Genomic DNA, 15,640 nt, shown 5'->3' on the forward strand with positions numbered 1-15,640 from the left:
TTTGAAAGCGTTCGCACATATAGAATAGTGAAAAAGGTACTTCTAGGAGTACCTTTTTTTGATTTGAATCACGTTCATCTATATTTATAATCCCGATTCCACAGCAAGAATGCTTCCCATAAAACAGATTGTATTTTTTATTTTGAATAAAATTTTAGCAAATAAGTTAAATTTAGAAATTCATTCAAAAGGGTATAGTGTTGAACATAATTAAATAATATCGAAATAGCGCAGGATGATGATCCTGCGCTTATCTATCGTAATTCAGCTGTTTTTCTAATGACAATTTTATCAATTTCATCTTCTTCATCACCGATAAATAACCCGCGTTCTTTTAAATATGCCTCAAAATATAAATCTGCTTCAGCGCGTTCGTCATATGGCTTTACAGAGAGAACGAAACCTAATTTGTTTTGTTCTTCTAAATGAGCAGTGGAGATGTAAGCCGGTACATTATGGCGTAAAAACAGTTCTTTAACCGGAATAATCATATCTTTCATTAATTTCGTTAGCATACCCATTTCAAAATCGAAATTAAAGCGATCTATACTAGATAAATCAGCGAATACTACACCGATAAAACCTGTATTAAATACTTCTTGATATTCTACATCTTTGTCATGGCCGCCGTAAAAATTCTTTTCGATCAAATAATTTACAAAATAAGCAACGCCATCACTTTGTTCAAATGGTTTCGTTGAAAGAACAAAGCCAATTTTCTTTTGTTTATGTAAATACACACATGACATGTATGCTGAAATGTTATGTTCTTTAAACAAAGCGCTTGTTGCTCCAGAGAGACCATCTAATACGTGATGAACAATTTGAAGTTTTTTACGAGCGAAATAATAGGATTTCTTTTGTAACTCCAACGTATCAATAAAGACAGAGCCGATAAAGCCTGTATTTGAAATAATAGGTGCTTGCTTTTTTCTTCCTCTGCGCTTTAATGAAGCCATTGTTAAAATCATCCCTTCATGTACGTTTAAAATAAAAAAGAACGTTTGTTCGTATATTTATATTTTACTATTAAAACGCTATAAAGTAAAGGGTTTTTAATGAAAATATAACAAAAAAGACACCTTATAAAAGGTGTCTTAAACACTGTAGGGAATAGGATTTACCCTAACTATTTATATTATGATACAGAAACAATCTCTTCTGTATCTTCTACATCTAAATGACAGTCCATAGTACGAACATCTTGATCTTCATGACTTCCGAAATAAATAGTAATTTTCATATGTATCGCTCCTTTATTCTAGGAATACCTAAAATAATTACTAGTAATGTTAATATTTATTATATACCACTTTTTTCATTCCGACAACGTTATATCATTTTTAATTATTTTAAACTATAGAGCACAATTTAAAGAGGTACTTTTTATAGAAAAAGGTAAATTTCTAATATGTTATATTTAATATAGAAGAATTCGAGTATTACTTTTTATGAAAAGGAGAACTATTGATGAATTATAAACAACTACTAATAGATAACTTTGCATATAAAACTTCATATGTTGCGCAATTTGTGACCGGAACGAGTATAAAAGAAACGAAAGATTATATTGCTGTTGATTGCGGATTACCTGCCGATACATTTAATATCATCACTCTACTAAACAATAATTTAACGGTAGGGATAGAGAAATTATATAAGGAGGTAGACTACTATAATCAAAAGAAATTTCCAATGAGTGTTTGGTTATGGGATGAGGAGCAAGAGCGGGATATAAAAAGCGAGTTAATTAAAATCGGTTTAAAAGAAGCGGAGCAAAATATCGCGATGGTAGCAGATTTAAAAACAATTTCTCCAACAATAAACATGCCAGTAAGTTTTACAATTCAACAAGCATCATCACCTGGACTAATAAAAAAATTTGGAAAAACGTTAGCTAATCTATTTGGCACATCAGAGGAAGGTATACATGTACAAGCATTCTATAATCAAATTTCTACTCTTGATTTATGGAACAGTGAGAATATGAAACTATTTTTAGGATTTTATGAAGGCGAAGTCGTAACTGTTGGTTCATTGATATGTTCAAAAGATAGTATTGGTATTTATGACATAGCAACGAAAGAAGAAATGAGAGGACGAGGATTCGGATCTATTATGTTCAATTTCCTTCTGCAAGAAGCACAAAAATTTAAAAATACGTATTGTGTATTACAAGCTTCACCCGATGGAATCAATATTTATAAAAAATCGGGATTTCAAGCTATCGGCAAAATGACTGTATTCGAAAATCGACATTTAATTAAGTAAATCATTCAAGTTAAATCGTCTTTATATAGGAGCTTATAAATCGTTATGAAAAAGATATATCTCGTTACAATAATTTGTGCCTTTATAGTAATAAGTATCTTTGTTTTTCAGAAAACAAATGAATATAAGTATACTAAGGCTATTAACCAATCAAATCATATAAAAAATATCGCACATAGAGGCGCTTCTGCGTATGCACCTGAACATACAATAGCAGCATATCAATTAGGACAACAAATGAATGGAGATTATATAGAAATTGATCTCCAAATGACAAAAGATGGACATTTAGTGGCTATGCATGATGAAACATTAAACCGTACAACGAATGGTACTGGGCTGGTGAAAGAGCATACATTAGAAGAAATAAAGCAACTAAATGCTGGCTCTTTTTTCAATGGAAAATATCCGAACTTAGCAAAGAAAGAATTTGAAAATGTTAAAGTCCCAACATTAACAGAAATTCTTGAAACGTTTGGGCATAACGCGAACTATTATATCGAAACAAAATCACCTGATGAATATCCAGGAATGGAAGAAAAATTATTAGAAATTATTAATCACTACGAAATACATGATAAAGTTATTATTCAATCGTTTAGTGAAGAAAGTGTACAAAAGATTCATAGCTTAAATAGTAATATATCCATAGTACAATTATTACCTTATAAAAAAGTAGTTCAATTAACAAAATTAGAGATAGAAAAGTATAAAATGTACTGCATAGGTCTTGGTATGAATTACAAATATATTGATTCAGATTATGTAAAGAAAATAAAGAAAAGCGGATTAGAAGTTCATCCATTTACAGTAGATAATGAAAATGATATGAAAAAGTTGCTTGCATGGGGAGTCGATGGAATGTTTACTAATTATCCAGATCATTTACATTCAATATTGGATTTGAAAAATCATGAATAAGTAGTGTTATTCATAAAGGAAAAATTTACACAACCTGTATACTAGGATTATCAATGCAAGAAGGCAGGTAGCATATAAAAAGAAAATACCAAAAACCGCAACTGGAAGACTTAGGTTGTGGTTTTTTTATTGCTTCCATTTCAGTTTACAAAGTTTGAAGCTAGAAGTGAAAACCTTTTTAGATGAATTGGCTTCTTATGTATTTGTACTTCGTGTCGTTCTAGGTATATGTACAACCCATGAGATGAATTTTGCATAGGATAATAGAAAAGGAGATGTTGCATATTGAAATACCACAATAGAAATGTAAGTAATCTGAATAAATTAGCGGATAATACGAAAGCTGCAGCTTTTAAGTGGTATCAGTACTGCATTAACAATGGTATTGAAGTGTTAATTTATGAAACAATCCGTACGGTCGAGCAACAACGTGAATATGTTCGTAAAGGAGCATCACAAACGATGCGCTCATATCACTTAGTAGGACAGGCATTAGATTTTGTTCCAATTCAGTCGAATGGTACAGAAGATTGGAATGGCTATAATAAAGAACCGTGGGCATCAGCAATTCGTTATGCTAAACAAATTGGCTTTGAATGGGGCGGTGACTGGAAAGGATTCGTGGATAGCCCGCATTTGCAATATAACTACAAAGGATATGGAACGGATACTTTTGGGAAAGGTGCTCAAAACGTAGTGACTTCTCCTCCATCGAATGATAGTGTAGGGGTTGCGTATATTAACGGTAGTAATGTAAATTTACGAAAAGGACCTGGTACTGGATACGGCGTTATTCGTCAATTAGGGAAAGGAGAGTCCTACAAAGTATTTGGAAAATCAAATGGCTGGTTAAATTTAGGTGGCGATCAGTGGATTTATAACGATCCATCATATATTCGTTATACGGGAGGGAATGTACCAACATCTTCACAATCATCAAACGATGGTGTAGGTGTAGTTACTATAATCGCTGATGTATTGCGTGTTCGTACCGGCCCAGGAACAAATTACGGCATTGTGAAAAACGTGTATCAAGGTGAAAAATATCAATCGTTTGGATATAAAGATGGTTGGTATAATGTTGGTGGAAATCAATGGGTTTCTGGTGAATATGTTACGTTTATAAAGTAAATATAAGAGCCGTCCTGTTGGGCGGCATTTTATTTTAAATATTCATAGGGCGAGCACTCATAATATCATTCGTGATACATAGAGTATAATTTTTCATTCTAATAATCAGAAAGTAATCAAAATGTAATTAATTTCAACTACGCTTTTTATATTTTTTTGATACACTGGCTACGAGGGGAATACCAATTAAGGTGGGTAAAAACCAAAACCATATTGGCGGAAGTAAATTTATAATAGGAATATGGATGCCGACATTTACTAAAAGTGCGGTGACTGCACCTATATAAGAACCTAACATACCTCTGATGTGGTGATGGAGCCAATTTTTCCAACGTTTTTTTCGTGCAAGGTATCCATAAATCGCAAATGAATAAGAGAAGATTGCTACATAAAATAAATATGCGACTTTATCCCAGTTGATAATGGATAATATTATTGCCGTAAGGGTAATGACAACATAGGATGCATGATATATTTCGCCCCATTCGGTATGTTTTCCTTTCTTCTTTTGAGCAACCATCGCTACAATACCAGTGATTAAGCATATTGTTCCAAATAGGATGTGTATGGTTAAAAGAATGTTAAAAATGCTCATAATAATTCCTCCTTTTTTATTTTTATAGTATTGCAGTATAGGAGAAAAGTTGAAAAATATAGTTAGTTCGGCTTAATATATTGAAATAAAGGTACTCCTAGAACAAAATCCAATGATTGAAATGTTTTCTTAAATTTAGTGAGATGATTATTACGTTAAGTGAAGGAGAGACTTCTATGTTTACATCTATTACATATTTACAATCGGGCAATGACAAGCAACAAAAAATATATGATGTTTTGAATAACCTAAACATCATGGAGGATTTAGCTTTATATAATCCCGTTCTTTGTGGGACAATCCCGATAAGAATTGATACTCCTCAATCTGACTTAGATATTGTAATGGAAGTATATAACTTTGATGTTTTTGAGCAGGAAATGAGATCTTTATATGGTTCTTATGGAGGGTTCAACATTAAAAAGAAAAAAATTAAAGGTACTGAATCGATAAAGGTGAATTTTGAATTCGAAGGTTTTGAATTTGAATTATTTGCTCAACCTAAGCCAGTGCGTAATCAAAATGCATATAGACATATGATAGTGGAGCACATGTTATTAATGCAGCATCCCCATATAAGGGAAGAAGTTATTCACTTAAAGGAACAAGGTTTAAAAACAGAACCTGCATTTGCTCAAGTATTAAATATTGACGGAGATCCTTATGAAAAACTTATTTTATTAGGGCAGGAAATGAAATTGTGGTAAATAAGATACGTAAAAAAATCCTCCAAAAACAAAAGAGGATTTTTTTATGCCGTTAACTTTCGAATTAATTCACTGAGCAATTTAACCCCGTAAGTCATTTGTTCTGGAGAAGCATATCCATATGATAAACGAATGTACTGATCTGATTCTTCTTCATAAATACGTCCCGGGTTTAAAAGAATTCCTTTTGATAGTGCCTCTGAAAATAGTTTTTTCATCGGAATGTTATGCACAACCTTTAGCCATATAAAAAATCCACCACTAGGAATATCCCACGATGCAACATCTGCACAATACTTATTTAAAGCTCGTATCATTATTTGTCTTCGTTCTTTCAGGTGAATTCTTACGTTTGCTACATGGTCTTCATAAAAACCTTCATTTATCCATTCAGCAGCTACTCTTTGAGATAAAGAGCTGGATCCATAGTCTGTTTGCATTTTTATATCTGACAATCTATCAATAACAGGTTCTGGTCCGATTATCCATCCAATTCTAAGTCCTGGGGTAAGTGTTTTAGAGAGACTACCAATATATAATACATGTCCATGTTTATCCATTGACTTTAAAGGAGCTGGTGGTGATTTATCAAGCCATAACTCTCGGTAAATATCATCCTCGATGATAGGCAATTGCTCTTTTTCACATATTTTTAATATTTCTTTTCTTCGCTCTTTGGACATCAATATCCCCGTTGGATTTTGAAAACAAGGGATTGAATATAAAATATTATTTTTTTGACTATACTTAATTCGTTTTAATAAGTCGTTAGGTAAAATACCTTGATTATCCATTGATATACCGGATAAATTTATATTTGCTGATTGAAAAACATGAAGTGAATATAAGTAAGAAGGTTGTTCAAGTAAAACAGTTGATTTTCTATGTAAAAGACCAATTGATATTAATTGTAATGCTTGGAGTGCACCAGAGACTATTAATATAGAACCCGGTGATGCATGTATTCCAAATGATTTTACGTATTTGCTTATTGCTTCACGTAACGGATAAAAACCTTTTTGTTCTTCGTATCCGAAATAATCTAATTCCTCACTGACGTTTTTTATTATAGATTGCATAGTTTCAAGCGGGAAAAGATGAGGTGCAAGTTCACCTTTACTAAGATGAATAAGCGTTTTATTTGCTTCCGCTTCATTTATTTCTCGCACCATTAACTTACTTGGTTTATGAATACCGGCCTTTACATATTCACTCCAATCGGGCGGGGGATTAGTTGCTAATAATGACCATGTATTATTTGTTACAATTGTTCCTGCTCCGATTTGTCCTTGAATTAAACCATCTGCCATAAGTTCATCTAGCGCAGTTATTACAGTACTTCGATTTACATGAAATAATTTTGCTAACTGCCGCTGACTAGGGATTTTACTTCCAATTGGCCATTCTCCGTTTTCAATTTTTTCTTTTATATAGTCTATTATCTGCCAATATTTAGGCACTTTTTTATCGGTTGTCATATAAAAAACTCCCTCGTTTATTTAAAAGATTCAAAGTGGTTGGTTTTTCCGATAAATAACTGGTTGAAGACATTGTATCAACTATTAAATATGATGAAAAGAAATAATTGGTAATTTAAAAATGGTTGGTTTTTTAGGGAAGGAGAGAAAACATGCATAATAAAAAATGGGATTTACGCATTATATGTGCTCACGCTTTTACAATTCTTATATGGGGAACTGCTTTTCCAGCAATTCGTATGGGGCTTGAATCTTATACGCCTGAACACCTTACTTTACTACGTTTATTAATCGCCTCATTTATACTTTTGTTATTTTCATTTATATACAAACTACGACTACCGGATTTAAAGGATATCCCAGCATTTTTTATATTTGGTGCTTTAGGGTTTACTATTTATCACATCGCATTAAACTACGGCGAAAAAACAGTAAATGCTGGATCTGCAAGTTTAATTATTTCAGTCACTCCAATAGTGACGGCAATTCTTGCTTCTGTTTTTTTGAATGAAAAAATGAAATTAAATGGCTGGATTGGTGGTGTAATGAGTTTTGCAGGAATTGTCTTAATTTCACTTAGCCAAGGCGACGCTATTCAATTAAATAGCGGGGGATTATTTATATTATTAGCGGCGATTTCAGAAAGTCTATTTTTCGTTTTCCAAACATCTTACTTAAAAAAATATGGCTTCTTACCATTTACCATATATACAATTTTGTCTAGTACTGTATGTATGCTTATTTTCTTACCCGGAGTTTATCAAGAAATACTAGCAGCCCCTCTTGAAGTTAACTTGAGCGTTATATATTTAGGTGTCTTTCCAACAGTACTCCCGTATATTACATTGGCCTATATTATATCTCGTACTGGTGCTTCTGAAGCAACAAGTTCTCTATATTTAACGCCAATAACTGCGTGTTTCATTGCTTGGATATGGTTAGGAGAAGTGCCAACTTTAGTTTCAATAATTGGCGGAGGAATTACTATACTTGGAATTGTGATTGCTCATATACCAGTATTAAGAAAAGAAAAACATAGGAATTTAGCAAATAATCAATCCGTATAATGTAATTCAATAATGATTTTATAATACTTTTTTATATAGTTTCTTTCTTATGTTGATAAATATAATATTTTGTATTTCAGTTAAATATTGTATGTTACATTTTATGTAGTAAGCATTTTAAAAGGAGATGACAACATAATGAATGGAAAAAGAAAAATTTTCACATGTATTTCTATTATAGGAATCGGACTAGCTAGTTTTTCTAATTCTAGTTTCGCAGCAAATGTAACGGACAATTCAGTACAAAATTTTATTCCCATAGTTAATCAACAAGTAGCTGCTGTAAAGGAAATGAAACCATTTCCCCAGCAAGTTAATTATGCAGGCGTTATAAAACCGAATCATATTACACAAGAAAGCTTAAATGCTTCTGTAAGAAGCTACTACGATAATTGGAAAAAGAAATATTTGAAAAATGATTTATCTTCTTTACCTGGTGGTTATTATGTAAAAGGAGAGATTACAGGTGATGCGGATGGATTTAAGCCACTTGGAACTTCAGAAGGTCAAGGGTATGGGATGATAATTACAGTATTAATGGCTGGTTATGATTCGAATGCTCAAAAAATCTATGACGGTTTATTTAAAACAGCAAGAACTTTTAAAAGTTCTCAAAATCCTAATTTAATGGGATGGGTTGTCGCAGATAGTAAAAAAGCACAAGGTCATTTTGATTCTGCTACTGATGGGGATTTAGATATTGCGTATTCTCTTCTTCTTGCTCATAAGCAGTGGGGATCTAATGGAACAGTTAATTATTTGAAAGAAGCACAAGACATGATTACAAAAGGTATTAAAGCTAGTAATGTTACAAATAATAACCGACTAAATTTAGGAGATTGGGATTCTAAAAGTTCACTTGATACGAGACCATCTGATTGGATGATGTCACACCTTAGAGCATTTTATGAATTTACAGGTGATAAAACTTGGCTTACTGTTATTAATAATTTGTACGATGTTTATACGCAATTTAGTAATAAGTACTCTCCAAATACAGGACTTATTTCAGATTTCGTTGTAAAAAACCCACCACAACCCGCACCTAAAGACTTCTTAGATGAGTCAGAATATACAAATGCATATTATTACAATGCTAGTCGGGTACCATTGAGAATTGTAATGGACTATGCGATGTACGGCGAGAAAAGAAGTAAAGTCATTTCTGATAAAGTTTCTTCGTGGATTCAAAATAAAACGAATGGAAATCCTTCTAAAATTGTGGATGGTTATCAATTAAATGGATCTAATATTGGTAGTTATTCAACTGCTGTATTTGTTTCACCGTTTATTGCTGCAAGTATAACGAGTAGCAATAATCAAAAGTGGGTAAATAGTGGATGGGATTGGATGAAGAATAAGAGAGAAAGCTATTTTAGTGATAGTTACAATCTATTAACTATGCTTTTTATTACGGGAAATTGGTGGAAGCCTGTACCCGATGATAAAAAAACACAAAATCTAATAAATGATGAAATCTATGAAGGATACGATAAATAATCAAATTTGAGAATATTTACCTAAGAAAAGGAATTAGCATACGCTAGTTCCTTTTTATATCTTGTAAAACATTATCCATTTTAAACTTTGCATATGTATACTTGCTTTTTTCATATAAATAGCTATTGATGACTCAATTTTTTTATGAGGGGAGAGTATTTCTTGGAAAAAGTATTATTTTTCGGAGACCCAGGTATTGATGACTCATTTGCCATTATGTATGGTTTACTGCATCCCGAAATTGAAATTGTCGGTATTGTAACTGGATACGGAAATGTTGAGCATATACATGCTGCACATAATGCAGCGTATATTTTACAGTTAGCAAATAGACAAGGCATTCCTGTCATTAGTGGTACAACAAAACCACTTACAGAAGAAATTACTACGTACTACCCTGAAATTCACGGAGCAGAAGGATTAGGTACTATCCATGTTCCAGAAAGCGTATTATCTATTCCAATATACAATTTTGGCAGTATTGCTGCGATTCTTATAAAGTATGGAAAAGATTTAACGATTGTTGCTGTAGGAAGATTTACCTCGTTAGCAATTGCTTTTAATTTATGGAATGATTTAATGCTAAATGTAAAAGCAATATATTTCATGGGTGGTGTTTTTTTAGAAGTAGGAAACGTTACGCCGTTAGCAGAGGCAAATGTGTATGGAGATCCTATAGCAAGTAAAATTGTTTTCCATCAAGCAAAGAATTTATTAATATTCCCTTTAAATGTAACAAACAAAGCTGTGTTAACACCAAATGTATTTAGCTATATTCAAGCTAATACAAAGAATCCATTTCATATGATAATGAAACCAATGTATGATTACTATTTATCTGCATACCAAAAACTTAATCCATCTATCGAAGGACCTTTGCTACATGATGTGGTTGCAATAAGTGGATTAGTAAATCCAAGTTTTTTTGAATTTGTGCATCGTACAGTAAATGTAGATACATACGGAGATACGAAAGGACAAGCATTTGCTGATTTCCGCCCTAGCTCTATATCTGAAGGGGCCCATATAGCATTAGAAATAGATGAACAAAAATTCATTCAAGATTTTATAAAAATCATGTTATAAGTTGTTGTCGAAAAAGGGAATTATTTCAATGCGTTGAATATAAAAATACATCCCTCTAGATAAAGGAGCTTACAATATTGAATGTCCAGTTAAAGGTTGTTACGAGAGAAAATTGGGAAGAAGCATTAAAGCTACAAGTTAAAGAAAATCAGTTGAAATTTGTTCCATCCGTAGCAGTTTCGCTTGCTAAAGTATATATAAAACCAGATGGTGACAATGTAGAGTACATACCATTCGCTATATACGATGGTGACCTTATGGTTGGTTTTGTAATACATGCAGTTGTAAGAGAGACATCGGATATGTATTGGATTAACGGATTTATTATTGATCAATCGCAGCAAGGTAATGGTTATGGAAAAGCAGCCTTACAAGAAAGTATTAATATAATAAAAAATACGTTTAAGGCGTGTAAAGAAATTAGATTAACCGTACATAAAGATAATATCTCTGCAAAGAAACTATATGAACGATACAGTTTCAAATCATTAGAACAGGAGTATGATGGCGAGCAAGTATATCGTTTATTCGTTTAACTATTAGGAAGTAAAGGCGTGAAATGAAATATGCAATTTACTGAAGTGAAAATTGAAGTGTTCATTCCTGAAGAATATATTGAAACATTAAGGGATGAATTAAATAAAATTGGAGCATGTAAAACGGGCGAATATGACCATTGTTTTTCCTATAGTTCAGTGAAAGGATATTGGAGACCTTTAGACGAGGCATCTCCTTTTAATGGAGAAATTGGTCGAATATGCGAAGGGCAAGAATGTAAAGTTGAAATAAAGTGTAAACGAGAACTTGTAAAAGATGCTCTTGAAGTTATTAATGATATTCATCCGTATGAAACACCTATGATTTATATTATACCAATACTAAATGACTATTTTGAGCAACTATACATTGAATAATTAGGAGGAATATCAATTAAAAAGTAAATTTCATCATATTGTACGAGCAGTCATGATAAAAGATGAAAAATTATTAGTTGCTGAATATATTGGCCATCATTATTTTTTACCTGGTGGCCATGTTGAGATTGGAGAATCAGCAGAGAATGCATTAATAAGAGAGTTAAGAGAAGAACTTGGAGTAAACTGTAGTATACAACAATTTTTAGGAGTCATAGAAAATCAATGGCAAGATAAAGAAGTGCTTCATCATGAAATTAACCACATTTTTGAAGTAGAGTCACAAGATTTACATACGGACTTACCACCGAAATCTAGCGAGTCTCATTTAGCATTTCACTGGATAGATTATAATAAAGAATCCTTAAATGATTATGAAATCATGCCAATGCCTTTAGTGAAGGAATTACTTGAAAGAAAGTTAAGTGATGAACTACTAAATTGTTGGATTAGTAATTTTTAAATCACTTTATTTATAGTAAATACGTCCATCGAATGAATATAAAGAAAATAGGCTCAAAAACAAGGTACATCACCTAGTGTAAGTTCATATTTTGTTGATGTACGTATTTAGTCTATAGCCTTGTTTCAATCTTGTTTACAAAAATATATAAACTTTAACGTTTGGGCGGAATTTAAATTTATAAATGGAGGGGTTCGTAATGAATCAATTTCAACATGAACTACAAACATTAAACCTTAATGATTATCAAACTGGTAATGTTGTGTATTGGGATCAACAACAAAGTCAATATCCATACTATTACATTCAAGACGATGCACGTCGTTGCGGAGGATGCGGAGGTTGCGGAGGTTGTGGTGGACGCTGTGGCGGTTGTGGCGGCGGTAGATGTGGTGGCTGTGGTGGACGTTGCGTAGGTTGCGCTGGTTGTTTTGGTTGCTTTAATTGCTGGAACTGGTGGATTATTTAAATATATTACATCATTAATATTTTATATGAAAGAAAGGTGTAAACATTGTTTATACTTTTCTTTCATGCTGTAATTTTCGAACGTATTAAGGGGGATTTATTTGTATACATACGATAAGTTGATTTCTTGGGTAGAAAATATTAAAGAAAAAAATCATAGTTCTGCTACAGCACTTTGTATTATAAAAAATAATAAAATCGTACTAGAGCATTATAGTGGTTACCACTCAAATATCTCTACAAGTAAAAAAGTAACCGCGTCATCACAATTCAACGTTGCTTCTGCGAGAAAAAGTTATTTAGGTTTAATGGTAGCATACGCACTTTACGAGGGGAAAATAAACTCTATTGATGATGAAGCGACAAAGTATTTTAAAGACTTTGATTCTGCATTGCTTGGTAAAACAACGATAAGACATTTAGTAACACATTCGCACGGATTAGAAGAAACGAATGACGGGACAATTTTTCGTGAATTTGAACCGGGACAATCATGGGCATATAGAGATATTAATGTAAGAATGATGACACGTCTTATTTACCAGCTATATAACAAAAGTGTTCCTGAATTGTTAAAGGAGCGTGTGTTTAAACCTGCTAATTTTCAAGAAACAGGTTGGAGAGTTCAGCGAGATGAAAATTTAGTTGACGTTGTTAATAATCCAAATGAAGACGCAATTAGTGAAATTGGTACAGTAGATGACGGTACTGAAAAAAATCTGTTTGTCTCAGCTAGAGAATTTGCTTATTGGGGTAATCTTCATTTAAATCAAGGTGTGATAAACGGTAAACAAATTGTTCCAAAAGAAGTTATAAAAATCGCTACGAGTTTGCAGAGTCCAACATTTATAAACAAAGAGCTACCACAAAATGGGGTGTTTTGGTTCGTCCAAAATGAACCTGCACAATTAAGTGAGCTTGGTGAACGTATTCCAAAAGGGTCGTATCAAATATTAGGGATTACTGGACCGACTATTTTAGTAATACCTGAATATAATGTAGTTGTTGCAAAAATGTATAACAAAAGATATAACTACGGCGGTGATAATTACTTATATTATTTACGTGAATTTAGCAATTTAGTCACTGATACATTTAGTAGCGGTAATAGGGCATAATTAATCCTATAACAAAAAGGAGTGATTGAAAGTGAAAGATAAAGTGAGCAAAAATAAAAAACAAAATATAAAAGATGTAAATACAGAGCAAAATGCAATTTACAGCGATCCTAAAGATGCAGCAAATATGCAAACTGTACCGCAGCCGAAGGATTTTGATGAAATCGAATATTAATTTTTCATCCAACTATATGATGAATGAAAAATACGTCTTAAGTCCCATCACATATAATAAATTATTTGATAACATATATACATAAGCATTTGAAAATGTCTTATCTTAACAAAGCTTTCTTTAGAAACATTCGATATAACCTGCAAAAAGGCACTTCTTTATGAAGTGTCTTTTTGTGTATATGAACTTAATTACCATTTTCCGTACAGTATCTTACAATTTATGATGGATATACTAACTGTGAAAATTCATGTCAAGATAAAAGAAGGGGACAGTTAGTATGAAACAAACTTCTATAAATCCGTTACTAATTGTTCTAGGTACAATCATTGTTCAAATTGGCCTTGGAACAATTTATACATGGAGTTTATTTAATCAACCCCTTGTAAGTAAGTTTGGATGGAATCTTAATTCAGTAGCGATAACTTTCTCCATAACAAGTTTTTCTTTATCATTCTCAACTTTATTTGCAGCAAAATTGCAGAAAAAATTAGGACTTCGGAAACTTATTGCTACTGCAGGAATTGTTTTAGGACTCGGCTTAATACTTAGTTCACAAGTTTCTTCCTTACCACTATTATATTTATTAGCTGGTGTCGTTGTTGGTTATGCGGATGGAACGGCTTATATTACATCACTATCTAATTTAATTAAATGGTTTCCAAATCGGAAAGGGCTTATTTCAGGTATATCTGTATCAGCATATGGAATGGGCAGCTTAATCTTTAGGTATATAAACGGAAATCTTATCGATAACCTTGGTGTATCACAAGCATTCTTATATTGGGGTATTATCGTGTTACTTTTAGTATTAATCGGATCGTTCTTCTTACGAGAGGCAATTGTAAGTAATGCTGTAACTGAAACATTACACAATGACTATACTCCGCGTGAAATGATGCGAACGAAACAAGTATATCTCCTATTTTTTATGTTATTCACCTCGTGTATGGGTGGTTTGTATTTAATAAGTATGGTAAAAGATATCGGCGTACAACTCGTTGGACTTAGCGCAGCAACCGCTGCAAACGCCGTTGCTATGATTGCAATCTTTAATACAGTAGGTAGAATCATTCTTGGGACGTTATCAGATAAAATCGGCCGCATGAAAATTGTCTCTGCAACGTTTATTATTATAGGTTTGTCAGTCTTTACTTTAAGTTTTATTCCGCTAAATTACGGAATCTATTTTGCTTGTGTAGCAAGTGTCGCCTTTTGCTTCGGCGGTAATATAACTATATTCCCAGCTATTGTCGGAGATTTCTTTGGATTAAAAAACCATAGTACAAATTATGGGATTGTCTACCAAGGTTTCGGATTTGGTGCGCTTGCAGGATCATTTATTGGAGCGATACTCGGGGGATTTCAACCAACTTTCATTATAATCGGTGTTTTAAGTGTTATTTCCTTTATTATTTCAATATTAATTCGTCCACCAAATGCAGAAAAGAAAAAGGAACTAAAACATTTACATCGGAAAGTAGCTTAATACTAAAAAGAGTCCTAATATAGGTCTCTTTTTTTGTGTAGAGAGAATAGAGTTATTTAATTTAAAATGAAATGATTTGAGAAGCAATAAAGTTGTTTATTTCTTAATGAACTAAGTAGCAGATACGTAGAATATTCATATTGTTTTATAAAGGAACTAACATGTTGTTAAAAAACATTTAGAAAATTACAGTTAACCAACTTTGTGATGGAACGTGCACTTCATTCATAGACCATTATTTTCTTATAAGTTTACAA

General features: G+C 32.4%; 17 protein-coding genes and 1 pseudogene. 15 read left to right on the forward strand and 3 right to left on the reverse strand.

What is annotated here, in order from left to right:
- Nucleotides 1–103: 103 nt before the first annotated feature.
- Nucleotides 104–214, forward strand: a pseudogene (locus MR143_RS33425) (MFS transporter); the annotation flags it as partial.
- Between the two features lie 40 nt (nt 215–254).
- On the opposite strand, the gene MR143_RS10165 reads toward MR143_RS33425, so the two are convergent.
- Nucleotides 255–959: a hypothetical protein gene (locus tag MR143_RS10165; protein WP_199717747.1), complete on the reverse strand. Its 705-nt coding sequence runs from the start codon at nt 957–959 to the stop codon at nt 255–257.
- Nucleotides 960–1,470: 511 nt separating this feature from the next.
- On the opposite strand from MR143_RS10165, the gene MR143_RS10170 reads away from it, so the two are divergent.
- The 3 genes from MR143_RS10170 (at nt 1,471) to MR143_RS10180 (ending at nt 4,323) form a co-directional block, all read left to right on the forward strand.
- Complete coding sequence (locus MR143_RS10170) at nt 1,471–2,271, forward strand: GNAT family N-acetyltransferase (RefSeq protein WP_001107070.1); 801 nt, start codon at nt 1,471–1,473, stop codon at nt 2,269–2,271.
- 45 nt (nt 2,272–2,316) lie between these two features.
- Nucleotides 2,317–3,192 (forward strand): glycerophosphodiester phosphodiesterase, encoded by an 876-nt coding sequence (locus tag MR143_RS10175; protein ID WP_000725664.1) that lies wholly within the window; start codon nt 2,317–2,319, stop codon nt 3,190–3,192.
- 285 nt (nt 3,193–3,477) lie between these two features.
- Nucleotides 3,478–4,323 (forward strand): SH3 domain-containing protein, encoded by an 846-nt coding sequence (locus MR143_RS10180; RefSeq protein ID WP_000873745.1) that lies wholly within the window; start codon nt 3,478–3,480, stop codon nt 4,321–4,323.
- Between the two features lie 133 nt (nt 4,324–4,456).
- On the opposite strand, the gene MR143_RS10185 is transcribed toward MR143_RS10180, so the two are convergent.
- A complete protein-coding gene (locus tag MR143_RS10185; RefSeq protein ID WP_000021746.1) occupies nt 4,457–4,918 on the reverse strand; it encodes a DUF2306 domain-containing protein in 462 nt (153 codons plus the stop codon).
- Nucleotides 4,919–5,094: 176 nt separating this feature from the next.
- On the opposite strand from MR143_RS10185, the gene MR143_RS10190 reads away from it, so the two are divergent.
- On the forward strand, nt 5,095–5,625 hold the full coding sequence (locus tag MR143_RS10190) for a DUF4269 domain-containing protein (RefSeq protein WP_000495165.1): 531 nt from the start codon (nt 5,095–5,097) through the stop codon (nt 5,623–5,625).
- Between the two features lie 44 nt (nt 5,626–5,669).
- Here the strand turns inward: MR143_RS10190 and norG are convergent, their stop codons facing one another.
- On the reverse strand, nt 5,670–7,103 hold the full coding sequence (norG, locus tag MR143_RS10195) for an efflux pump transcription regulator NorG (protein ID WP_000205604.1): 1,434 nt from the start codon (nt 7,101–7,103) through the stop codon (nt 5,670–5,672).
- A gap of 152 nt (nt 7,104–7,255) precedes the next feature.
- On the opposite strand from norG, the gene MR143_RS10200 reads away from it, so the two are divergent.
- The 10 genes from MR143_RS10200 to MR143_RS10245 all read left to right on the forward strand — a co-directional run bounded on the left by MR143_RS10200 (nt 7,256) and on the right by MR143_RS10245 (nt 15,383).
- Complete coding sequence (locus tag MR143_RS10200; protein ID WP_000551614.1) at nt 7,256–8,170, forward strand: DMT family transporter; 915 nt, start codon at nt 7,256–7,258, stop codon at nt 8,168–8,170.
- A gap of 138 nt (nt 8,171–8,308) precedes the next feature.
- Entirely contained in the window at nt 8,309–9,670 is a 1,362-nt protein-coding gene (locus MR143_RS10205; protein WP_242280730.1) for a family 8 glycosyl hydrolase, read from the forward strand.
- 162 nt (nt 9,671–9,832) lie between these two features.
- Nucleotides 9,833–10,756: a nucleoside hydrolase gene (locus MR143_RS10210; RefSeq protein ID WP_000416793.1), complete on the forward strand. Its 924-nt coding sequence runs from the start codon at nt 9,833–9,835 to the stop codon at nt 10,754–10,756.
- Nucleotides 10,757–10,833: 77 nt separating this feature from the next.
- Nucleotides 10,834–11,292: a GNAT family N-acetyltransferase gene (locus MR143_RS10215; RefSeq protein ID WP_089148784.1), complete on the forward strand. Its 459-nt coding sequence runs from the start codon at nt 10,834–10,836 to the stop codon at nt 11,290–11,292.
- 30 nt (nt 11,293–11,322) lie between these two features.
- Nucleotides 11,323–11,670 (forward strand): divalent cation tolerance protein CutA, encoded by a 348-nt coding sequence (cutA, locus tag MR143_RS10220; RefSeq protein ID WP_001160786.1) that lies wholly within the window; start codon nt 11,323–11,325, stop codon nt 11,668–11,670.
- A 37-nt stretch (nt 11,671–11,707) separates the two neighbouring features.
- The gene (locus MR143_RS10225; RefSeq protein ID WP_225989210.1) at nt 11,708–12,133 is read left to right on the forward strand and encodes an NUDIX domain-containing protein; all 426 of its coding nucleotides are present in this window, start codon (nt 11,708–11,710) and stop codon (nt 12,131–12,133) included.
- Nucleotides 12,134–12,332: 199 nt separating this feature from the next.
- The gene (locus MR143_RS10230; RefSeq protein WP_001071341.1) at nt 12,333–12,602 is read left to right on the forward strand and encodes a heterocycloanthracin/sonorensin family bacteriocin; all 270 of its coding nucleotides are present in this window, start codon (nt 12,333–12,335) and stop codon (nt 12,600–12,602) included.
- 100 nt (nt 12,603–12,702) lie between these two features.
- Complete coding sequence (locus tag MR143_RS10235; protein WP_046945046.1) at nt 12,703–13,719, forward strand: serine hydrolase domain-containing protein; 1,017 nt, start codon at nt 12,703–12,705, stop codon at nt 13,717–13,719.
- A gap of 31 nt (nt 13,720–13,750) precedes the next feature.
- A complete protein-coding gene (locus tag MR143_RS10240; RefSeq protein ID WP_000653685.1) occupies nt 13,751–13,894 on the forward strand; it encodes a hypothetical protein in 144 nt (47 codons plus the stop codon).
- Between the two features lie 280 nt (nt 13,895–14,174).
- A complete protein-coding gene (locus tag MR143_RS10245) occupies nt 14,175–15,383 on the forward strand; it encodes an L-lactate MFS transporter (RefSeq protein WP_000815134.1) in 1,209 nt (402 codons plus the stop codon).
- The last annotated feature ends 257 nt before the right edge of the window (nt 15,384–15,640 follow it).

The sequence above is a fragment of the Bacillus cereus group sp. BfR-BA-01347 genome, assembly GCF_022663835.1.
GTDB lineage: Bacteria > Bacillota > Bacilli > Bacillales > Bacillaceae_G > Bacillus_A > Bacillus_A thuringiensis_K.

Bases quoted from the DNA above. Each gene is read 5' to 3' on its own strand.
- MR143_RS10205 (WP_242280730.1), top strand. From the start codon at position 8,309: ATGAATGGAAAAAGAAAAATTTTCACATGTATTTCTATTATAGGAATC.
- cutA (WP_001160786.1), top strand. From the start codon at position 11,323: ATGCAATTTACTGAAGTGAAAATTGAAGTGTTCATTCCTGAAGAATAT.
- MR143_RS10170 (WP_001107070.1), top strand. From the start codon at position 1,471: ATGAATTATAAACAACTACTAATAGATAACTTTGCATATAAAACTTCA.
- MR143_RS10175 (WP_000725664.1), top strand. From the start codon at position 2,317: ATGAAAAAGATATATCTCGTTACAATAATTTGTGCCTTTATAGTAATA.
- norG (WP_000205604.1), bottom strand. From the start codon at position 7,103: ATGACAACCGATAAAAAAGTGCCTAAATATTGGCAGATAATAGACTAT.
- MR143_RS10190 (WP_000495165.1), top strand. From the start codon at position 5,095: ATGTTTACATCTATTACATATTTACAATCGGGCAATGACAAGCAACAA.
- MR143_RS10185 (WP_000021746.1), bottom strand. From the start codon at position 4,918: ATGAGCATTTTTAACATTCTTTTAACCATACACATCCTATTTGGAACA.
- MR143_RS10165 (WP_199717747.1), bottom strand. From the start codon at position 959: ATGGCTTCATTAAAGCGCAGAGGAAGAAAAAAGCAAGCACCTATTATT.
- MR143_RS10245 (WP_000815134.1), top strand. From the start codon at position 14,175: ATGAAACAAACTTCTATAAATCCGTTACTAATTGTTCTAGGTACAATC.
- MR143_RS10200 (WP_000551614.1), top strand. From the start codon at position 7,256: ATGCATAATAAAAAATGGGATTTACGCATTATATGTGCTCACGCTTTT.
- MR143_RS10230 (WP_001071341.1), top strand. From the start codon at position 12,333: ATGAATCAATTTCAACATGAACTACAAACATTAAACCTTAATGATTAT.